The following is a 23022-nucleotide window of genomic DNA, read 5'->3' as shown; positions in this document are numbered from 1 at the left end:
TTCTATTATAACATAATGACATATAAATTAAATGGATTGTTTAACTAAAAAGAAGTCATCTAAAATAACCCCCATATGCATGAGGGTTATTTACAATATTTATGATTATTGATTGTTTTTTAATCATTAATTGACTAAAATATGCTTCATCTACATTTCTTTTGGTAAGACAAGATTAAGGATTACACCTATTAGTGCTGCAATTGCAAGTCCAGATATGGTTAAATTGTCCACAAGTGGGAAACTCTCAACACCAATACCTACAACAAGGATAATAGCTGAAATCATTAAGTTTCGACTGTGAGCAAAGTCAAGCTTAGCATTAATTAAGATACGAACACCTACACTGGCAATCATACCAAAGAGAATGATACTGATACCACCCATAACTGGTGTTGGAATGGTTCGAATAACAGCACCAAATTTACCAATCATACTAAGGAAGATTGCAATGCATGCAGCAATTCTTAAGATGGCAGGATCGTATACTTTTGTTACGGCAAGTACACCTGTATTTTCACTATAGGTCGTATTCGCTGGTGCACCAACAAGTCCAGCAAAAGCCGTGGCAACACCATCACCTAACATGGTTCTGTGAATACCAGGGTCTTTTAAGAAGTCTTTACCAACAACGGCACCATTTGTTGTAATATCACCAATATGCTCAATGAATACAACTAAAGCAATCGGTGCTATGGCAAGGATACCTGATGCGGTAAATGAGGGTAATGCAAAGATTTGATCTGTAATATTTGAATCAGCTAATGAAAACCATGAGGCTTCTTGTATGGCTGTCGTATTTAATAATCCAAGAGGAATACATATAAGATAACCAATGGTTACAGATATAAGTATGGGTACCATTTTAAAGAAACCTTTTGAGAAGATGGATACAACCACCATAACCAGTACAACTAGTGTGGCTACAAGTGTATGGGTACCATCAAAAGCTCTTGCACCTGTTTCAAAATCAACAATAGGGAAAAATGCGTTATTTGTTGCAACGGTACATAGACGAAGTCCGATAACAATAATAATGGGTCCTGTTACAATAGGTGGGAATAATTTCTTGACTTTCTCAACACCAACATAATAGATAATAATAGCCATAACCACATACACAAGACCAGCTACGATAATACCGCCTTTTACAACAGATAAGTTGTCCAGATACTCTGCTCGGGGCATTTTGGTTATATCCTCTAGCCCGTTAGGATTAAGGGTATAGGCTATGGCACCGATGAATGCAAAACTAGAACCTAAGAAAACAGGTACTTTGCCTTTGGCACATAAATGAAAGAGTAAGGTTCCTACACCTGCTGCCAATAATGCAATGGCCGGGTCAAGACCTGTTAAGAAAGGCACTAATACAGTTGCACCAAACATGGCTAAAACATGCTGTAAACCTAAGACATATTTTTTTGTTGTTGATATGTTCTCCATGATACTTCCTCCTATGATGGATCTGGAACAGTACACCACTTCATATACAACATATAGTGCGAGATGACATGGCGCAGTATATGTTGTGTATGAAGCCTTATCTACTGGTCTTCATCCATTTTTATGGTTTATTTCATTAAGCACACATAGCTGCTTATGGTAATAGAAGAAAATCTTTAAATTATTTGAACAGTATCTTCACCATCTACCTCTTGTAACTTAACATGGACAACTTCATTTTTTGATGTAGGTAAATTTTTGCCAACATAATCAGGTATAAGAGGCAGTTCCCTATGGCCTCGATCAATGAGGGAAGCAAATTGTACTTTCTGAGGACGGCCAGCATCCATCACGGCATCAATGGCAGCACGGCATGTTCGACCTGTGTAGATGACATCGTCAACTAATACAATCGTCTTACCAGCTACATCAAAATCTAATGGGTTGTTAATGGTAGGCGATAATGATTTTTTTTGAAGGTCATCACGATAAAAAGTGATATCAACTGTTCCAACTGGAACATCTACTCCCTCAAAGGACTTTATACGTTTTACAATTCGATTAGCTAATGGTACGCCTCGTGTTTTGATGCCTAAGATCACAACATCTTCAACACCTTTATTTTTTTCAATAATTTCGTGTGCAATACGCGTTAAGGCTCTTCCAATAGCTTTCTCATCCATTAATACTTTCATAAGTTCACCTCGTAAATAATCTTTTATGGTATGTAATACTTCTACTACGATAAGAAAAGGCTTCCTGGATGCACTCCAAGAAGCCATAGTTTACATAACTACTTTACGGTTAAACTTCTTACTAGCATCACTGTACTAATTTAAAGAAATCTCTTATTTAATTCTATATTAATCTACCATATTTTTCATCAATTGTCTACTGTTTTTTCGCATTTTATCTTTCTTGATTCTTCTATCCCTTAAAACGGCATCCAATCTTTAAAAACAGGTTGATAACCCTTTTTTAATATGGCATGTTTTATCATGTTGACATTTCTTGGATCTGAAATTTCAAATTGACTGTCACTGCCATGTTCTAAGGCGTGACCACCTACCTCCGTACTGACGCCAGCAGACATTTTTACCACGCCTAAGGGTATTAAATTATCTCTAAAATCAGGAGCTTCTCTTGTTGAAATGGTTATACCTACCCTTGGTAAAAAGAGTTTTAATGCCATTAAGGCTTGCACCAAATCTTGGTCATTTACATCGTATCGTGCTTCATAGGTGCCAGCATGAGGTTTTATACGAGGTAAAGAAATGCTTATGTCAACATCTGGATACTTTTTTTGCAGGTATTTGGCATGCATCCCTGTAAAAAAGATTTCTTTTCGCCAGTCATTTAAACCTAACAGAGGACCTATGTTGACACTTCTGATTTTTTGCCTGCAAGCTCTTTCAGGAGCATCCAGCCTATACTTGTAGTCCTTCTTTGGTCCTGATAGATGAACATTGTCATAGATGGTCTCATCATATACTTCTTGATATACAGTTAGACTGTCTACCCCTGCATTAATAACGGTTTTATATTCTTCTTCTGTTAAAGGATAGATTTCCATTCCAACACTATCAAAGTACTTTTTTAACCTTTTCACGGCGTTAACAATGTATGCTACTGGTGTTGTCTTTCGGCATTCGCCAGTTAAAATAAGAATATGTTTCAAACCTGTTGATGCAATGGCTTTTGCTTCTTCTTCTATTTCGTTGTAAGTTAACTGTCTCCTTTCAATGACGTTTTGAGTATTAAAACTGCAATAAACGCATCTGTTCACACAATAATTGGCTAAATACATGGGTGTATACAGCAGCACCGTTTTCCCAAAATATTGTAACGATAAAGCATGTGCTTTTTGGGCAGCTTGTTCTAAATACATTTCTGCCATGGGTGATAATAAACGTAAAAAATCATCTTCTGTTAGGATGTTTTTATGGAGTATGGTCATCATATCTTTTTCCGATGTTTGGTCATGCATAGGATAAAAATCATCATCCCTTATGGTCTGATAAACGTGATAAAAGCTCATGAGTTAACTCCTTCGTACAAAAACCCAGTAAGAGGAGAAGATGCGTTCCCATAAGTACTTTGTCTACCTAATTGAGCCTCATATGCTAGCCTTCCAGCTTGTACAGCTAGATGGAAGGCTTTTCCCATATGAACAGGACTGTTGGCTGTTGCTATGGCCGTATTAACAAGTACGGCATCTGCCCCCATTTCCATGGCTTCTGCTGCTTCAGATGGTCTTCCTATACCAGCATCAACAACAACTGGGATATCAATTTCTTCAATGATGATTTGGATTAATTCTTTGGTTCTAATGCCTCTGTTTGTACCGATTGGCGCTCCTAAAGGCATGACTGTTGCTGCCCCAGCATCCACAAGCCTCTTAGCGCTCATGAGATCTGGGTTCATATAAGGCAAGACCACAAACCCTTCTTTAGCTAATATTTCTGTTGCCCTTACTGTTTCCATGTTATCGGGAAGCAAATACTTATTATCTGAAATAACCTCTATTTTTACCCAATTACCACAACCCATGGTTCTTGCTAAACGTGCAATGCGTACGGCTTCATCTGCATTACGGGCTCCAGAAGTATTGGGTAGTAATGTGCAATGCTTCGGAATATAGTCCAGAAGATTATCTTCTTTTGAATCCAAATCCACTCTTCTTAATGCCATGGTAACCACCTGTGTTCCACTTGCTTCTACAACTTCTGGTACTATTTTTTTATCTGGAAATTTACCAGTGCCGATTAGTAATCGACTCTGTAATGTCTTACCTCCAATGACTAATTGATTCACTACGATCACTCCTTATGATTGATTTAACAATGATTCTTCAAAACTTATGTATGCCTTTCGCCAAGGATTAATCTTAACACCATATTGGCTTGATGATTTGCAGCAATAGCCACTCTAGGGGCCATTAATCCACTGCCTATCTTTGCTTCTGATACACCATCACCTATAACGTATAGGTTTTTCATCACCCGTTTTGTCGTGATGGTATTGTTAGAGAAATAGCCAGCAACCCCAGAAGCTGCTACTACTGTTTTATGTTCTGAAAGCAACGTATTGACTAATACTGCCTTGGATTCTGGATGATCAAAGGCTTCAATGACGATATCTGGTTCTCGAAAACACATGGCAATGTTTGTTTGATCTAAGCATACATCCTTTGTAACGATTTTAACAAAAGGATTTATCTGTTCAAGTATGTCCTTTAAGGCAGATGTTTTTTTCATACCAATATGCTTTAAAAAATAGTGCTGTCGATTGAGATTGCTGGGTTCAACAACATCATAATCGATTAAGATTAATTTTCCTATACCTAATCGTGCTAAGGAAACAGCAGCATGGGACCCTAAGCCACCTAATCCTGCGATTCCAACACAGGCATTTTTTATTCTTTCGTGCACGCCAGGTGTATGTCTTGCAACCAGCAAAGCCTCTAACGCACGTTTTTTGGGTTTCTCACCTCTTTTTATAAGGGTGACGGTATCTTTGGCTTTTAGGGTGATATCCTTATGGATGACATGACCATTAACAATGATAATGTCTGCATCATTCTTAATCATATCTCTCACAGCATACGCTGATGCATGATGGGGTACAAAGCAATTTTTTTCATTGACCACAATTTTCATTTTACCCACCACCTACGAATCGGACAATTTCTATTTTATCGTCATGGTTAATTGCCCTGGTTGTGTAATTCGATTTTTGAATAATCTCCATGTTAATTTCCACAACAACTTTGTCCTTGTCAAGACTTAATACTTCCAGCATGTGATCAATTGTTATGCCAGATTCTAAGGAGATTTCTTTACCGTTAACTAGCATTTATTCACCTTCTTTTATTTTAGTTTCCCTGATTGTGATAATGCTTCGTGGATTTTTGTATGGACTAAGTTATCCATACAAATGATAACAAGAACAATAATTTTAATCATCAAAAAAAGCTTACCTAAAGGTAAGCTCCAAGACGTTATCACTGGTCATTAATTTCTATCCTGTTATCAAAACAAAAAACATAGCATTCCAGAGACAAATAGGCTTTATAACAGGAGGTACAAAGATATCCTCATTGTGCTTATTTGTAACCAAATATACTGTGGTTCATGATTTTGATGCTTTCCTACGTTGGCATTACCCATATCAGGTTATAAGGGTCAGAAATAACATTTCTTTCTCAGATTGTCAGTACAACCTCCCCTAGTTTTAACAGTATGAAGTTTTTAAATCATTATCAAATACTTATTTTTTTCAAAAGCTATAATTTTATGGATAGCAATTTCTTATTCATTATACAGCTTTGTTTGATAAAAGGCAACCTTTTTTAGTGAATGAAACATGTTTTCAAAATAGACTTGCTATTGTTTTATTGTACAGATAATGGCACGTAAGTATGGGATGCCGATAGAGCATGTGCTTACCAGAATACCGCATAATGCCTTTTACGTAGCTTTGCATGTAGGAATCATAACAATGTATGTTACAAGCTTTACAGTTCATTTTACTGGCTTTAGGACAGTTATCTAGCCGCTCAACAGCGTAAGTCATAAATGTGTGGCAAACAGGGCACAAATCCATATCTGTATGCATAACATGTTTACGTTGACAATACATCTTTGTCATAGCTTGTAAGGTTTTCTTTTTAACCTGTATAGCATCCATAGCTTCTTCTTACTCCATGTAACCTGTTTTATTTAGCCGTAGTATGGTAGAGGTTAATACTAAACCATTCACCTTCAATTGGAATCAAATCCAAATCACTGGGTTGTGCGATGCTTTCAAAGACCTTCTCTTCCACAACGTTATACTGTCCTTTTCCTTCATGTAGTTCTCGGCAACGGGTCTCTGTGGCAAAATCTACTGACATGTCCAGTTGATTATCTTGAAGATATTGATTCACGTCATCTAATTTAGGGTTATCATCTTTGATAACAATACCTGCATTGATGAGGCCTTCTTTGGATACACGAACAGCATCCGTTATACCTTGTGCTATAGCATTTCCCATATTGGTGATACCAAAAAAAGATACTGATAAATCAAAGGCTTGTCTCAGAAAAGGCAAACTCGTGGCGTCACAGGCAATATAGTTCACACGCAATGCAGGGTTAATGTTCTTAACCTTTAATCGGTCATACTTCAAAACCTCATGGCTAAGATCCACACATACAAAATGTGTATCCGGTGAAAGATATTGAGCCAGATACGTGAGGAGCATACCTCTTCCTGTGGCAATATCAATAATATGTGTTGCACCCTTGGATTGAATATGACTCAGTATAGCCTTTTTAGCTAGAGTATAACCTTCTATTTGATTTGTTGGTGTGGCTTCTTCAATCCATTGATCCAATGACCCATAATCTGTATTTTTGTAGTAATCGCTCCAATTATTTGCAAGTGTTTGTTCTTCCGATTCAAGATTAATGACACCATCTTTAATCACCCAAACATGTCCATCTGAACAGGTTAATGTCCCTTCTATAATTTCTTGTTCCTCTTCTTTTATTATGGCCAATTCAAGCTTTTTTTTACATGTTGGACATACAATTTTATCTAAAATGGATGTATACATAGAATGCCTCCTCGATTATGTCATGATAAGTTTCGTTTATCTTTCAATGTGTCAACAACCTGATGAATAAATTGATCCTGTGTATGCAATGTAATCTGCGTTGCGCCAAGGTACTTCATAAAATCATATAATGCCCGCTCAATGGCAGTACTTAACTGCTTTGTTGGCTTGATTTCACCTTCCCACCACCAGTTAATAATCTCTAAAGTATTTGATTTTCTTTGGAATTTAGGTTCAAATCGCCCGATAAATTGATTACCATATAAGACAGGTAAAACATAGTAGCCGAACCTACGTTCCTGTGCAGGCGTATAAACCTCCCACTTATAATCAAAGTCAAATAATTCTCTGATTAATTGACGATCCCATAGTAAATTATCTAATGGTGCTAGAAAAGCTATCTGAGGGTTTATTCTATTCCATGTCATGACTTCCTCTAGCAATGCTATGTCTTCTTTACCAATATAAAAGGTATAAGGCATATCGTCAATGGTTAATGGTATCAGTTCCCCTTCTTCTTCTAATCGGGATAAGGCTTCCACTCTATCCTTGCTTTTCATCCATCGTATAGCAATATACGCATAACTGGAACGGCTCCATAACAAACCGATGGATTGAATACGACGTTTTACATGCCATTTAAAATAATCCGGTAGACTCTGATTAGGATCGGATTGATGGGCTATTGTTTCTGGAAGCAAATGGGTCGTGAAATCAAATATTCTTCGCGTGCCAATCTTATTATAGACCATGACTTCACCAGCAAAAAATAAGCTTTCAAGTGCTGCTCTAACAACTCTTGCAGGTGCCCAAGACCAATCCATTTTACCCTCCATTTTTATATCAATGGATGAGCTTGGACCTTGGTCATGAAGATATGTTTTAACCTTTTCTATCTCTTGTACAAAGGTCTGGTCTTTCTGATAACGCTGACGAAATTCTGTACGATAACGGGAAAAGTAAGGCCAATCCTCTGTCATACCAATGGACATATTCTTATCCCATATATCGACCAATAAGCGATCATCGTAGAGAAGCTGATTTAAGTGTTCACCTCTAAAATTCTTAACACGGGCTTGTAAAACAAGGTAGGGATTATAGCCCACAACATTCAGAGGGTCATATTGAATACACCGAACGCGTTTCATGTAATCATGTATGCCCTCTTTTCCTCTTAATGCCCTTGGCTTAAGCAGCATTTGATACGCAAGTATGAAATTTCTAGCTTGTTTTTTTGACAATTGCATGATATGATTCACCCTTTTATTATGTGTCGAACGTACGTTCTTTTCCTCTATTATACCATATCTACCCATAAATAAAAGGACTAATTTTAGAAACTTATCGAAGTACCTTTTTAGCACTTTGTAATTTGTTTTGATTATACGGTGGAAATAAAAATTTTAAATTAAACCTTGTGGACTTATGCAACACACTCTTATAATGTGTAAATGTTTTAAAGCTATCCAATCCATGATAAGCCCCCATGCCTGATTGACCAACGCCCCCAAATGGCAAGTGATGGGTCACAAAATGACTAACGGTATCGTTGACACAACTACCGCCAGAGCTTGTAGATGTCAATACCTTTTGTTGACTATCCTTATCTTCACTAAATAGATAGAGGGCTAATGGTTTAGGTCGTTGATTAATCATATGAATGGCATCATCCAGATCCTTATACGTCATGATAGGAAGGATAGGACCAAACAGTTCATCTTCCATGGAAGCATCTTCCCATGTCACATTGTCAATGAGTGTTGGCGCAATATAATGATTAGTCCTATCATACTGACCACCCCAAATTATTTTATCACGATCCTTATCAATAATAGCTGCTAACCTTTGGGTATGTTTTTCGTTAATGATCCGTGCAAAATCTTTTGAAGCTTTTACATCCTTACCGTAGAAGTGTTCAATTGTTTTTTTAAGCGAATCGATGAATGTTGGTCTAATGGATTCATGAACAAGCGCATAATCAGGAGCAATACAAGTCTGACCGGCATTGAAGAATTTTCCCCATAATACACGTTTTGCAGCTACCTCAATATTGGCTGTGTTATCAATGATGCAAGGGCTTTTTCCTCCCAATTCTAATGTTACAGGTACAAGGTTTTCGCTGGCTGCTGCCATGACAATTTTACCTACCCGCACACTACCAGTAAAGAATATATAATCGAATGGTGCATGGATTAAACAAGAGGTTACATCCTTTTCACCTTCTATAATCCGAATGTAGTTTGGGTTGAATGTTTCTAAGAACATCTGATGAATGAGTTTCGTGACATGGGGTGTTTGTTCCGATGGTTTTAGAACAATGCAATTACCTGCTGCTATGGCACCTATTAACGGTTCAATGAGCAGGTTAAATGGATAATTGTACGGCCCAATGACCAATACCAAGCCATAAGGCTCCGGTTGAATATAACTCTTTGCACCTAACTGATGAAGGGGTGTTTTGACTTTTTTTGTCCGTGTAAATTGTTTGATGTGTTTTATATGGTAACGTATACTTGAAAGAACTGTTCCGATTTCAGCAGTATAAGACTCATAAGGATGTCTGCCCAAATCTTTATGAAGAGCATTAATAATAGCGGCTTCATGATTTTCTATGGTTTTCTTTAGTTGACTAAGTTGTTTAATACGAAAATCAATACTTTTGGTTTTTCCTTGGTAGAAATAAGACTTCATCTCACGCATCATTGTTTCTATCTTTTCCATGTAGACACATTCCTTTCTTAAGGTTTGTAAGTAATCACTAACCTTGTTATCATAATCTGTTGCATGTTTAAGCAACCACAATTACTAGACTCTGTCTATCTATTTAGTATGACACGTAGTGTACACTGGATAGCTTCTTCTTTTAGTTGATCGGTTAACTGGATTTCAGCGTTTACTATTGAATTAGCTAATTCAAGAACAGGTACATAGGCATATGCATAATAAAAACTGATGGGTAAATCTCTAAAAAAACCACTTTCAATGTTTTCCGTTAAATAATTTGTCAAAGAACTAAGTTGCTCCTTACCTCTCTCAATGATAATATGATTCATATATGTAGAATGACTGAATTGCTGATAATAGCTTAACTCTTTAGGGTGGTTAACAAAGTATTCAAGATAATTGGACCATATTTTGTAATACTTTTTTGTAGGGTCTGTGATGCCTTCTACGTGAATAAAAAGAGTTCTATCTACGTTGGATTTGATGTTCAAGTAAGCTTCAATGAGTAATTCTACTTTACTTTTGAAATGCTTATAGATTGTTGCCTCTGAATATTGTGCTTTTTTAGCAATTTTAGATGTGGGTACATCGTAAAGCCCATTATCTGCGACGAGTTCTATGGTTGCTTGTATTAATTTATCTCTTGTAATCATAAATAACGCTCCATTCTACTGTATCTAACGCACTATTGTGCCATCAGTTTATCATTATGATAGATAATTGTCAATAGAATTTATGGTTATGAAATGCATGACAATTGTAAAATAGAATTATGGTTGTTTGTGCTATAAAAAAGGTACGATTTATGCTATCAAGACATACATGTGACGAAACACTTTATGGCTTGTATTATAATCGTACCAACCTTCTTTTCTTCAAGTTTTATATGTTTTTCAATTATTCACGTGATGCTTGACAGTATTCTGAAACACTCTTTGTGATACGTTCAAGGGCTTCTTGCAGAATACGTCTCGGACAAGCAAAATTAATGCGCATAAAGCCAGAACCTGTTTCACCAAACCACGTGCCACCATCAAGGGCTACTTTTGCATCATGAAATATGAGCTTTTCAAGCAGCGTATCATCTGTTGTCACTTCGGTGAAATCAAGCCATGCAAGATATGTGGCTTGTGGTCTAATAAGCTTAACACAGGGTAAGTTGTCTTTCAAATAATTGTCCATAAAACGGACATTTTCTTCTAAATAAAGAAGTAATGCATCCAGCCAAGGTTCCCCTTCTCGATAAGCCGCTTTCATCCCATCAATACTCATGGGATTTTGACCCCATATGGAGTTATTCTCTAAGACTTGTTCGTACCTTATACGAAGTTCTTTATTTGGAATAATGATATTGGAGGTGTTCAATCCCGCTAAGTTGAATGTTTTACTTGGTGCTGTGCAGATGATGGATTGTTTGGCTAAGTCTTTAGAAATATTGGCAAAGACATGGTGGGTATGACCCTCTAATATCAAATCATGGTGTATTTCATCCGCTACCACAATGACATTATTGGCAATACATATCTCACCTATACGTGTTAATTCTTCTTTCGTCCATACACGCCCTATGGGGTTATGAGGGCTGCATAAGATAAATAATTTTAGTCGAGGGTCTCGAGCTTTTTTCTCAAAATCATCAAAATCAATGGTGTAGTTTCTGCCATCATATAGCAGTGCATTATCCACTACCTGACATCCGTTATTCGCAATGGCTTTTCCAAAAGGATAGTATACAGGTGTTTGAATCATGACTTTATCACCTGCTAGGCAATAAGCCTGTATCATGTAATTGACAGCAGGTACAATACCAGGTGTAAAGACGATCCATTCTTTTTTTACATTCCAATGATGACGTTTTTCTGTCCATTCCATAATGGCATCGTAGTAATCCTTCAGACGTATGGTATAGCCATAGATACCATGCTCAGCTCGTTTAACAATGGCATCAATAACAGGCTGAGGCGCTTTGAAGTCCATATCTGCAACCCATAAAGGTAACATATCCTTTTCGCCAAATTTATCCCGAAGAATACATGGTTCCCATTTTAGTGCATCGGTGTGTTCACGATTAATGACGGTATCAAAATCATATTGCATCATTAGACCTCCTGTTCTTACGTAAGACTTTATCTTATATCATTAGCTATCCGTAACATCTTCAAAACCAATAATATGTTTACTGGATATAATCTGCTTACCTTTTGTATTTCTTCTTCTTATGCCTATGGCAGATAGGTTCTTTTTGAGTATTTTATCCTCTGCTTTTACGTGTATAGTCTTCTGTCCTTCATCCACAAATGCAATATCACGTATACTATCTGAAGCAGTCATCTGCATAAGAAAAACACCTTTTGCATTCTTTTTTTGTGTAGGAATCTCTATGGTACTAAACATGAGGGCATACCCATTAGCTGTTAACGTAATGATGTAATCATGGGCATCCATTTTTATAAGCTTAATGAGTGCATCATCACCCAGTAATTTAGTTGCAGCAATTTTTGCCCGAGTACTTATAAATTCAGAGCCTACCACTTGTTTAATATAACCATTCTTTGTTACAAAAAGGTACATTTCTTTTTTATCTATTTTATCCATATAGACAATTTCTTCTTCTTTTACATCAGCCAAAACGCTGATAGCCATGCCTTTTTCATTTATTTTTGTCTTGGGAATGTTGTCCACTTTAACACGGTACATAAAACCTAAGCGATCAAATATACTGATACTGTCTTCTGATGTTGCAGCTATGACATGGGCCATATCTTCCAGTATTTTATCTTCGCTTTTAAGGTACGTGTTCACATCCACTTTCTTCATGTAATTCTTGTCATCAATAAGAATATAAAAATCTTCAATGACTTTTTCTTCTTTTATATCAAGGGTTTCTAGGTTCTTTATTTGCGTTTTACGATGTTTGCCATAGGTGTTTGCAAGGGTTTCAAGTGCGCTAACGATGGTCTTGCTCAGTTCTTTTTTACTACCTAAAATCTTCTCATAACGCTTAATTTTCTTCATGATTTCACGGTATTGTTTTTCTACTTCTAGCTTTTCTAAGCCGATTAGTTTGTATAAACGCATCTCCAAAATAAGTGTCGCTTGTTTTTCTGTATAATCAAAACGCCTAGCCAATTGCTCGCTTTTTTGGGTCTTAAAGGTGATATCCGTGGTGTCACCTGTTATTAAGCACTGCTTAACGGTTTTCATGTTCTTAGCACCTCGGATCGCTTCAATGATAATGTCAATCTCATCATAAGCTTTTAGCAAACCTTCGGTCCCTTCTTTTTTATCCAATTCTTTGTTGAGCAAGTATTGATAGAGCTTGCCATAGATATCCCGCTGGAAGTGAACAAACTCAGCAATAGCTGACTTTAAATTGAATTGATAGGGCTTTTGCTCAACCAGGGCTAACATGTTCACACTAAAATTATCTTCAAGTTTGGTTTTCTTATATAATCGATTGACTAAACGTTCAGGGTCTACATCTTTTTTCACTTCGATGATGATTTCAATATCACCTCGTGAACTTTCATCCCTTATGTCTTGAATACCAGCTATTTTTTTATTCCGAACAAGGTCAGCTAAGTTCTCAATGAGATTGGATTTGTTGCCAATTAGTGTGTAGGGAATTTCCCGAATAACAAGATGATGTTTACCATTTTTTTGAGGCTCAATATCAATCTTAGCACGTATTTTTACTTTACCTCTACCTGTTGTATACATGGCTTCTAAGTCATTTTTATTGGCTATGACACCACCTGTTGGAAAATCAGGTCCCTTTATATGGTCCATGAGTTCAGGTATGGTAATGTGTTCATTGTTAATATAAGCGATGGTGCCATCAATGACTTCTTTGAGGTTATGGGTTGGAAAACTGGTAGCCATCCCTACAGCAATCCCTGTCATGCCATTCACTAAAGCATTGGGAAATCTTGCTGGCATGACCGTAGGTTCATTAAGTGTTTCGTCAAAGTTGGTACGCATTTCAACGATGTTTTTATCAATGTCGCCTAACAGTTCAAGGGATATAGGGGTTAATCTTGCTTCCGTATACCTCATGGCAGCAGCTCCGTCACCATCTATGGAGCCAAAATTTCCATGACCATCTACCAATTGCTGTTTATACGTAAAATCCTGCTCCATACGAACCATGGCGTTATAAATGGAACCATCACCATGTGGATGGTATTTACCCATGGTATCACCAACGATACGGGCACATTTTCTATAAGGTTTATCTGGTAATACATTCAACTCTTTCATGGCATATAGTGTCCGTCGTTGAACGGGTTTAAGACCATCTCGAATATCCGGTAGTGCTCTTGCCGCTATAACGCTCATGGCATAATCGATATAGGATTGCTTCATTTCATCTTCATAATCTGCCCTAATAATATGTTGATTGGTTAAATCCGGCAATTTCATATTTTTTTTCATTTTCCTACACCCTTTCTCTAGGAGTCAATGTTAGCGTTTTCAGCTTCACTATTAATAAATTCACGTCTTGGAGGTACTTTTTCACCCATTAATAATGTGGTGGTTTCTTCTGCTCGAATGATATCCTCAATTTCAACTTTTTTAAGTGACCGTCTCTCAGGATCCATGGTTGTATCCCACAACTGTTCAGCATTCATTTCTCCAAGTCCTTTATAACGTTGTACTTCATATTTTTTACGAGATAATGTTTTTAAGATTTTAGCTAATTCTCGGTCATTATAAGCATATTGTTCTTTTTTTGCTGTTTTTATCTTATATAAAGGAGGCATGGCAATATAGACCTTACCATTGATAATAAGCTCCGGCATATGTTTATAGAAAAAGGTTAAGAGTAACGTGTTGATATGAGCACCGTCTACGTCACCATCGGTCATAATGATGATTTTATCATATTTTAGTCGATCTATATTAAAATTATCACTTGATTTCTCACCAAATAAGCCATCACCAAATCCTGTACCTAACGCATTAATAATGGATATGATTTCTTTATTCTCAAGAATCTTACTTATTTTACTTCTTTCAGTATTAAGGACCTTACCTTTGAGAGGTAATATGGCTTGATAACGTCTATCCCGCCCTTGTTTAGCTGAACCACCTGCTGAATCACCCTCGACGAGAAATAGTTCCGTTAATATACCTTTTTTCGGATTAAGTGATAAACGACAAGATGCTAATTTACCATTGGATGTGACTTTGGATTGATTCTTTAAGATGTTATTCCTTGCATTGGCTTCTGTCTTCCGTATATTATGTGCGCGAACAGCACTGTCAACGATCTTGGTCACCGTCTCAATATTACGGTCAAAATATTGTTCCAGATGTGAAAACGTAATATCGGATGTGATACCTTTTACTTCTGTATTGCCTAATTTTGTTTTCGTCTGACCTTCAAACTGAGGCTCAGGAACTTTCACCGACACAATGGCAGTCAAACCATTACGAATGTCTTTTCCGTCCAATGTACCTTTACCTTTGAAAATGGATAGCTCTTTCGCATATTTATTAACGATCCGGGTTAAAGCCAGCTTATATCCTGAGACATGTACACCTTCTTCTTGGGTATTGATGTTATTACAAAATGAAAAAATATTTTCCGTAAAATCGTTGGTGAACTGGAAAGCTACTTCCACGTGTATACCCTCTTTTTGATCTGCAAGTAAAATGATGTCATCATGTATACTGGTTTTATGTTTATTAATTTCTTTAATAAATCCAGATAACCCTTCATCCTCATGAAAAGTAATTTCTTCAGGTACTTCTAGGGTATTATCACGATAGATAATCGTTAAGCCACTATTAAGAAACGCCATCTCCTTCAACCGTTTTTTAATGATCTGAGGTTTGAATTGGATGGATTCGAAGATCTCCTTATCAGGTAAAAATGTAATCTTGGTACCTCTTTTTCGTGTCGTCTTGATGGGTAACAAGGCACCATTATCAAGGGGTGTAACAGGTTGACCACCATCTTTATATTCATCAAGGTAGACTTTACCGCTGCGATAGATTTCTACGGAAAGCTTAGATGATAATGCATTCACAACAGATGCACCTACACCATGAAGTCCACCGGAGTATTTGTATGTATCACCATCAAATTTTCCACCTGCATGCAGTACCGTAAAAATAATACGTTCCGTTACAATACCTCTTGGATAATCCGCTTCAGGATAATCTTTTGTATTCTCATGCAAATCGACAGGTATACCACTACCATTGTCCTCTATGCTAATTGAACCATCCTCGTTCAATGTTATACGAATCTCATCGCAAACACCAGCAAGATGCTCATCCATACTGTTATCCATAATCTCCCATATGAGATGATGTAAACCTCTTGAACTGGTGCTACCAATATACATACCAGGTCTTAATCTTACAGGCTCTAATCCTTCTAGTACTTTGATGTTTTTTCCTGTGTATTCTCTTGTCAAATCAAAAACTCCTTTCCAGAACAAAGCGACTACGTCGCGTCTTGCGAAGCAAGTTGTTGGTTAGGAAAGTTTCCTTGACGCATATGAAAACGCTTCTATTTCATATGCTAAATTTAGAGGACTTTCCTATAAGACGTAAAAAATGAGCTGCAAAAGCTCATATCCTTGACTTCATCTTTTTCTATATGTGTATCAACACTTACAATGCTAGTCAAGAAAAGCATTCCCCTTATATACTACTGATAAATATATCAAATAATCATGAGTTTTTCAATTTATTTTATAAGATTTACCAAATAATCCCACATATTACCTATATTTTTATCCCATACATGGTCATCATATTCCTACCTGCAATAAAAAGTTACCCTGATAAGATAACTCCATAATGGCTATTTAAGTCATTTTTATCAAGATAACTCTATTGTGGCTCTATGTTATTGATCTAATTCTAAAAGTTTTCCTAAAATCTCTACTGCATCCGTTACAGCTTTTGTACAAATGGTTTTAAACAATTACCACCTTACACCTTGCCTTTATATTTACTCTATGCTCTATTTGTACGAACTCTTAAGTGACACAGCTTGATTGAGTACCAACTCATCTTGACTTGAATCCTTTGCATCTATGTTGAAGTAACCTATTCTAATAAATTGGAGTTTATCATTATGGTTTAATTCATTAATATATGGTTCAACATAGCATTGTGAAAAAATTGTAAGGGAATCCGTATTCAACTCTTGCTCTCCATTTACTTTATCTACAAACAAATAATCATAAAATCTTGCGGTGACGTTTATTCCTTTTGTAGCAGATACCCAACCAATAGTACCTCTTGGCTTACGCTCTTTAAAACCCGAACCACTCTTTGTTTTTGCATCATATGTGCATAGTAACTCTAATATGTTTCCCTTTTCATCCTTTATAACTTCATTACATTTAATGAAATATGCATGCATTAACCGGACTTCTTGTCCAAGAACTAAACGCTTATACTTCTTATTTGGTGCAAGTTCTTTAAAATCATCCGCTTCAATATAAATCTCTTTTGTAAAAGGTATTTTATGCCTACCTAATTCCTCATTTTCAACATTATTAGGTGCATCTAACCATTCAACATCTTCAGTATAATTCGTTATGGTTACTTTCAAAGGGTTCAGCACCGCCATTACTCTCGGAACTCTAAGTTTTAAATCTTCTCGTAATGCATGCTCTAGCATAGAAATATCAACTGTACTCTTTGCCCTTGAAAGGCCAATCATATCATAAAAACTTCGAATTGAAGAACTTGTATAACCTCGACGAATCATCCCCCTAATAGTCATCAACCTAGGGTCATCCCATCCATCAAGTATCCCTTCCTCGATTAAAGGTTTAATTTTTCTTTTTCCCAGAATTGAATGACTAAGATTGATTTCAGCGAATTCGATTTGTTTGGGTGGATTCTTCCAGTCAAGTTCCTTTAAAAACCAATCATATAGCGGTCTGTGATCTTCAAATTCGAGCCCACAGCAGGAATGGGTAACACCTTCAATTGCATCCTCAATAGGATGTGCAAAATCATACAAAGGATATACACACCATTTCTTCTTGGCAGCATAATGCTCCTTATGTGATATTCTATAAATAGCTGGGTCTCGCATATTCATATTTGGTGAGGCCATATCGATCTTAGCTCTCAAAGTCTTCGACCCATCAGGAAAATCTCCATTCTTCATTTTTTCGAATAACTTCAAGTTTTCATCAACGGAACGTTCTCTGTATGGGCTTTCTATTCCTGGCTTTGTTAAAGTTCCTCGATATTCCCTTAATTCATCTGATGATAAGTCACAAACATACGCCTTTCCTCTTTTTATTAGTTCAACAGCGTTCTCATACAATTCCTCAAAATAGCTTGAAGCAAAAAAACATCTATCTCCATAGTCTGCACCTAGCCATTTTACATCTTCTTTCATTGATTCTACATACTCAAGCTTCTCTTTAGAAGGATCTGTATCATCAAATCTAAGGTTAAATTTTCCATTATATTTCTGTGCAATGCCATAGTTAACATGAATAGCTTTCGCATGTCCAAAATGTAAATAACCATTAGGCTCTGGTGGAAATCTAGTTACTATTTGAGCAACTTTTCCTTTCTGAATATCATCTTCAACGATGTGCTCTATAAAATTTTTTTGCTTACGTTCACTCATAATTTCACTCCTCTCTTTTTCCTATTTTTTTATATTGTGGCTCTATGCTATTGATCTAATTCTAAAAGTTCTTCTAGAATCTCTACCGCATCCGTTACAGCTTTTGGACAAACGGTTTTAAACAAACCTTTTTCATTTAATATAGCTTTTTCATCAGGATTAGATGGGTCATGACCTAGTAATTCCCTGCACACAATAGTATTATTCCTAGCTTTAAACCTTTTCACATACTCCATCGTTAGATCGTATGCCTTAGTCTTCATGGCCAAGTCATCTTCTACATAATGCCCTTCTTTCAGACCAAGAGCCATGATTGCACCAGATACAGCACCACATACTTCCCCATCACGTAACCCTCCGCCAAAACCTGTAGATAGCTTAAGACCTGTATCTCGGTCAAGACCAAATTCTTCACAGAAAGCACAAAAAACTGCTTGACTGCAATTAAAATTATTATTAAAAATCTCTAAAGCAACATCTTTTCTATTCATTGTATATCCTCCTATTTATTCTTATCATATATTAGTTGTATTAGTAGCAAGATACCATATGGGCTTAATGATTTAATGTAATGAACATCAGCTTATCATCCAATATTTTTTCCCAATTCCAATACATCATTCGATTTACAAAGAGTCGATTCCAAGGGTGCTCTTGATCTAAAAATACTCTATTATGAACAAGGTGAGCTGCCTCTTCTATTGGAATCCATTCGTAACGGTCATGTTCCTGTGATAAGATAATATCCTTAGAATTAGCATGACATAGATAGAGTAAGCCGACGACTTGGTACTGGTGCTTAACAATATGCCATGTATCAACAAGCTTCATGGGTTGAACCCCGATACCTAATTCTTCTCTTATCTCTCTTACCAATGTTTCTTCAGGTGATTCACCTAATTCTAATCTGCCACCAGGCAAATCATAAAACCATAAGCCATCCTTCTCCTTATAAAGTGCAAGAAAATGATTATCTTGAACAATGATTCCTTTACATGAAAATTCAAATGTTGCCTCCATGCTCACTCACCCTTTCATTGGTATGGTGCTTGTCTTCTTGTTAAGCATTAAAATTTCTTTTATTATTCCTTAACAATTCGTTCATCTATTCTTCTTGTAACGCTGTACGTATAAGGCGTAAAATACTTCATCCAAAAAGCGTCTGCTGTCGGGTTGATACTTTCAAAATCTACACCACATCGTACATAGCCATCCTTTTTTAGTTCACTTAGTGCATAGGATAATAATGTTTTAAAAATACCTTGACCACGGTGTGTTGGGTATAGGTACGCACCACATATATTAATTGTTCTTGGATGGTCACAGGTAAAATTCTCACCTGAATGGGTGAATTCTAGGTAAGCAATTACTTCTTCATGCATTTGTACTCCAAATATTCTTGACTTTTTTTGAACCACTCTTTTCTTCAATTCCTCTAAGTCACATGGCTTACGGGGCATGAATAAAGGACTACTCTCAAGGTGAGCAGCTAAATGATTCTCAAGGGGTAGAATATCAGCTAAATCATCCATATTCATTTCCCTACAATGGATTGACGGATGTGGACTATAAGATAATGCAGGGTGCTTGATATCCATAATGGCATCTACACATCTTAGGCCAAAACCATTTCTAAAAAATGAATGCATGGTTACCTGGTCATGACTATAGATTGTCAAAGCATGACTTAATATGCCTTGATCAACCCAACTTTTTGCAGCGTGTTGATAAAGCTTGGAATAGATACGATTTCTATCTTCTCGTCGTGCACCATGACCATGAATAGGTGAAAATATACCTTTTGATGTACCAAACAAATTATCAATTGGTCCATAACCGGTCATGTAACCTACAAGTTGTTTACCTTCAATAGCAACAAAACCCAAAGCCTTCGCCACCATTTGGGAAAGTAAGTTATTAATTCGTTTAGTATAATCCTCTTGAGGAAGTACCTTAACCATACGGCATTCTTCCTGATACTGCTCCATAGCTAAAAGGGCGGCTTCTTCTATGTAATTCTCATCAAAAATCCTATGGTCCATGTACAATGACCTCCATTACTTGTAACTATATTCATTATAACAAATACATTTATAAATGCAATTCATTCATCCATACCTATAACCATTATTAGCCGAAGACTATGAAGTCATCCTTATTGAGTGATACGTTATAAAAGGGGCAAATCCTTTAGACAGCCCCATTTCAACACCATTTATTTCATTGTAAATCCCAGCAAATCCAATAGTTTCTCCCCAAGCTTACGATTCTTGCCTTTATAGGGATAACAGTGAATATGAATAGCAGGATTAAAGTTAAGCTCGATGATGCCATAATTATTTTCTGCTTCGCCGCGAATATCTTTGGTCATAAGGTCTACACCAACAATGGACGCACCAACAGCTTGTGCCGCCTTAACGGCCACCTCTTTTAGGGACTGGGATATGACATCTGTATAGTCAATGCTATCACCGCCTGTACTGATATTGGAATTCTCCCTTAAAAATACAATCTGACCATCTTCTAACACAGAATCAAAATGAAGCCCTTGTTGCTTCAAAAACATCTCTTCTGGGGTGCCCATTTTAATTTTCTCTAGTGGCTTACGATAGCCTTTCCCTCGCAATGGATCTTGATTCTTTTCTTCTATTAATTGACGAATACTAGCCATGCCATTCCCTGTTACATTAGCGGGGACTCTACGTAAAACACCAACCACTTCATCATCAATGACAAAGACACGGTATTCCTTGCCTTCCATAAATGTTTCAATGAGTACCGTTTCATCCTTATCAAATGCTAATGTTAGGGCCATCTCATATTCTTCTCTGGAACATCCTTCTTTAAAAATGGTGATACCGATACCGAAATTTGTATTATTAGGCTTAATCACAATGGCCTTACCTTGGAAGATATCATAATCTAATTTTGCCTCTTCTATGTTATCGTATACAGCCCCAGTAGGTACGACAATACCAGCACGTTTTAGCACTTGCTTCGTCACTAATTTGTTTTCCATCACTAATACGGTGCTATAGCTGTCTTTTGATGTCTTCGTTGCTTGTTTGATATATTCTGTGTTCCCATTATACGATAGAGCAATAAAATTCTCTTTCCTATCTAGCACCTTAACAGTTACACCTCTTTTTATGGCATCTAACATAAGAATCTGGGTGGATAATTCCATATCTTCATAGCCTAGAAAATTAAACCGCTGGGCTCTACTTTTCGCTAAATATTCTTTGGCTTTGTTTAGATGAAATTGAATAAAACCTTGTTCTTTAATCTGTTCAATAAGAATACTGGAATAGATTTTCGTATGATCTTTTATCATGGCTTCATATTTATCCATGGTTTTATGTAAAAATTCTCTTTTTATATGAATGAGATCAATGATAGCCCGTAACGTATCAAGTACTTCCATGGATAAAGTTTCTACATCTGTCTCTTTTCCATCAAAATTAAATGCTAGTCCTTTCTTACGCCCATAATCTGCAATATGGTGTTTATTTTCTGTTGCTTCATGAAACAGTTGTTCATCTAATGTATCGTTATCAAGAAGCAATGAAAACACCATAAATAGATGGATTAAGTATAAATCATCCATGCTGATACCCAGCTTAAAAAGAGGGTTAATATCCAGTAAACGAAGCTCAAGATATTCAATGCCATGTTCCTTCAAAGCACTTAAATTCCCTTGACTATTTTTTGGTCGAATAACACTATAATATTCCTTTGAACTGATAAGCTCTCCAGCATCAATTAAATGCTGCATGCTCTCAATATAATCCTCTAAACTATCCAAGTTAACATAATAATTATCATTGTTTTTATAACCACATCTGCCGTTACGAATGGAAGCTTTGAATTTAAAGGTTTCATCATCAAATAAACTGCCTTTATAACACTTTTTACAATAATCGAAATAAGATTCATCAATAGCAGGACTGCTACCTAGTAAGCGTATAAAAAACCAGCTGAATTTGGTGATATTTCGCGTCATCTTCATGTAGAGGTCATCTTTAAATGCACGATATGAATGGTGCTTTTTACAGGACTCATAGAGCTTTCTTAAGAAACTGTCCTTAAAAGAAAAATTAAAATGAATGCCCGATATCATCTGTTTCTTTCTACCATATTTATTTGCCAGATATTCCCGGTAAAGATTAGCATTATCCTGAATCTTTATCTCATTGGTTTCATAACTGGCTATAGGTATCTGCTCTTCTTCAGGTAGAATGGGAGGAAGACTCTGAGGCCATAACAACTCATTATCAAGTGTTGTCGCAATTACATTTTGAATGGTATCGAGCATATGGTAAAGTTCTTCAAGAGAATCCACTGTTGGTGTAATCATTTCTACTTGGCTTTCTGAGAAATCTGTGGTGATATATGGATTCATTAACTTGTCACCAAAGGCTTTAGGATGAGGGGTAGTCGCTAACTTTCCAGAATAATTCACCCTTACATTCTCTTTTTCAAGGCCAAATTGACATCTTAATAATAATTTTTCGATGTTGTTATCTTGAATACATTGAATCATATCTTGATTTAATGCAAGCATTTCTTTCACTCCTTATATCAATAAATATTGATCCTAATATGTTCTAGGAACATTGAGGTCAATAGATTTTCC

The 23022-nt window shown here is 36.4% G+C and carries 19 protein-coding genes and 1 riboswitch; all 19 genes read right to left on the bottom strand.

All coding sequences use genetic code 11. The annotated features are described in order from the left end of the window. Positions 1 to 150 precede the first annotated feature (150 nt). Positions 151 to 1443, bottom strand: coding sequence for a uracil-xanthine permease family protein (locus HZI73_RS14370; protein WP_212694079.1), 1293 nt, complete (start codon positions 1441 to 1443; stop codon positions 151 to 153). A 176-nt stretch (positions 1444 to 1619) separates the two neighbouring features. After that, positions 1620 to 2225: a bifunctional pyr operon transcriptional regulator/uracil phosphoribosyltransferase PyrR gene (pyrR, locus tag HZI73_RS14365; protein WP_330619520.1), complete on the bottom strand. Its 606-nt coding sequence runs from the start codon at positions 2223 to 2225 to the stop codon at positions 1620 to 1622. Positions 2226 to 2377: 152 nt separating this feature from the next. Further along, the gene (thiH, locus tag HZI73_RS14360) at positions 2378 to 3481 is read right to left on the bottom strand and encodes a 2-iminoacetate synthase ThiH (RefSeq protein ID WP_212694078.1); all 1104 of its coding nucleotides are present in this window, start codon (positions 3479 to 3481) and stop codon (positions 2378 to 2380) included. Then, entirely contained in the window at positions 3478 to 4257 is a 780-nt protein-coding gene (locus HZI73_RS14355; RefSeq protein WP_212694077.1) for a thiazole synthase, read from the bottom strand. The genes thiH and HZI73_RS14355 overlap by 4 nt, the downstream gene beginning before the upstream one ends. A gap of 44 nt (positions 4258 to 4301) precedes the next feature. Further along, positions 4302 to 5102 (bottom strand): sulfur carrier protein ThiS adenylyltransferase ThiF, encoded by an 801-nt coding sequence (thiF, locus tag HZI73_RS14350; protein WP_212694076.1) that lies wholly within the window; start codon positions 5100 to 5102, stop codon positions 4302 to 4304. Position 5103: 1 nt separating this feature from the next. Next, entirely contained in the window at positions 5104 to 5298 is a 195-nt protein-coding gene (gene thiS / locus HZI73_RS14345) for a sulfur carrier protein ThiS (protein ID WP_212694075.1), read from the bottom strand. Positions 5299 to 5573: 275 nt separating this feature from the next. Next, positions 5574 to 5682: riboswitch (TPP riboswitch) on the bottom strand. A 132-nt stretch (positions 5683 to 5814) separates the two neighbouring features. Continuing rightward, entirely contained in the window at positions 5815 to 6132 is a 318-nt protein-coding gene (locus HZI73_RS26880) for a nitrous oxide-stimulated promoter family protein (protein ID WP_212694074.1), read from the bottom strand. A 28-nt stretch (positions 6133 to 6160) separates the two neighbouring features. Continuing rightward, complete coding sequence (locus HZI73_RS14335) at positions 6161 to 7042, bottom strand: class I SAM-dependent methyltransferase (protein WP_212694073.1); 882 nt, start codon at positions 7040 to 7042, stop codon at positions 6161 to 6163. 20 nt (positions 7043 to 7062) lie between these two features. Beyond that, positions 7063 to 8289 carry a winged helix-turn-helix domain-containing protein gene (locus HZI73_RS14330; protein ID WP_212694072.1) on the bottom strand — a complete coding sequence of 409 codons (1227 nt, stop codon included), beginning with the start codon at positions 8287 to 8289 and terminating at the stop codon, positions 7063 to 7065. Between the two features lie 94 nt (positions 8290 to 8383). Continuing rightward, positions 8384 to 9763 carry an aldehyde dehydrogenase gene (locus tag HZI73_RS14325; protein ID WP_212694071.1) on the bottom strand — a complete coding sequence of 460 codons (1380 nt, stop codon included), beginning with the start codon at positions 9761 to 9763 and terminating at the stop codon, positions 8384 to 8386. 95 nt (positions 9764 to 9858) lie between these two features. Continuing rightward, on the bottom strand, positions 9859 to 10419 hold the full coding sequence (locus HZI73_RS14320; protein WP_212694070.1) for a TetR/AcrR family transcriptional regulator: 561 nt from the start codon (positions 10417 to 10419) through the stop codon (positions 9859 to 9861). Between the two features lie 244 nt (positions 10420 to 10663). Further along, positions 10664 to 11866 carry a MalY/PatB family protein gene (locus HZI73_RS14315; RefSeq protein ID WP_246552170.1) on the bottom strand — a complete coding sequence of 401 codons (1203 nt, stop codon included), beginning with the start codon at positions 11864 to 11866 and terminating at the stop codon, positions 10664 to 10666. 39 nt (positions 11867 to 11905) lie between these two features. Continuing rightward, positions 11906 to 14200, bottom strand: coding sequence for a DNA gyrase/topoisomerase IV subunit A (locus HZI73_RS14310; protein WP_246552167.1), 2295 nt, complete (start codon positions 14198 to 14200; stop codon positions 11906 to 11908). 17 nt (positions 14201 to 14217) lie between these two features. After that, positions 14218 to 16194 carry a DNA gyrase/topoisomerase IV subunit B gene (locus tag HZI73_RS14305; RefSeq protein ID WP_212694069.1) on the bottom strand — a complete coding sequence of 659 codons (1977 nt, stop codon included), beginning with the start codon at positions 16192 to 16194 and terminating at the stop codon, positions 14218 to 14220. 554 nt (positions 16195 to 16748) lie between these two features. Continuing rightward, the gene (locus tag HZI73_RS14300; RefSeq protein WP_212694068.1) at positions 16749 to 18386 is read right to left on the bottom strand and encodes a glutamine--tRNA ligase/YqeY domain fusion protein; all 1638 of its coding nucleotides are present in this window, start codon (positions 18384 to 18386) and stop codon (positions 16749 to 16751) included. Between the two features lie 47 nt (positions 18387 to 18433). Then, positions 18434 to 18877: a C-GCAxxG-C-C family protein gene (locus HZI73_RS14295; RefSeq protein WP_212694067.1), complete on the bottom strand. Its 444-nt coding sequence runs from the start codon at positions 18875 to 18877 to the stop codon at positions 18434 to 18436. 64 nt (positions 18878 to 18941) lie between these two features. Then, positions 18942 to 19406 carry an NUDIX hydrolase gene (locus HZI73_RS14290; protein ID WP_212694066.1) on the bottom strand — a complete coding sequence of 155 codons (465 nt, stop codon included), beginning with the start codon at positions 19404 to 19406 and terminating at the stop codon, positions 18942 to 18944. 62 nt (positions 19407 to 19468) lie between these two features. Next, on the bottom strand, positions 19469 to 20428 hold the full coding sequence (locus HZI73_RS14285) for a GNAT family N-acetyltransferase (RefSeq protein ID WP_212694065.1): 960 nt from the start codon (positions 20426 to 20428) through the stop codon (positions 19469 to 19471). Between the two features lie 173 nt (positions 20429 to 20601). Further along, positions 20602 to 22950 carry a bifunctional glutamate--cysteine ligase GshA/glutathione synthetase GshB gene (gene gshAB / locus HZI73_RS14280; protein WP_212694064.1) on the bottom strand — a complete coding sequence of 783 codons (2349 nt, stop codon included), beginning with the start codon at positions 22948 to 22950 and terminating at the stop codon, positions 20602 to 20604. Positions 22951 to 23022 lie beyond the last annotated feature (72 nt).

Origin of the sequence: Vallitalea pronyensis, assembly GCF_018141445.1 — a bacterium.
Taxonomy (GTDB): domain Bacteria; phylum Bacillota; class Clostridia; order Lachnospirales; family Vallitaleaceae; genus Vallitalea; species Vallitalea pronyensis.
Note: the sequence above shows the minus strand (reverse complement) of the source record. Positions and strands in the feature narration are given on the sequence as shown.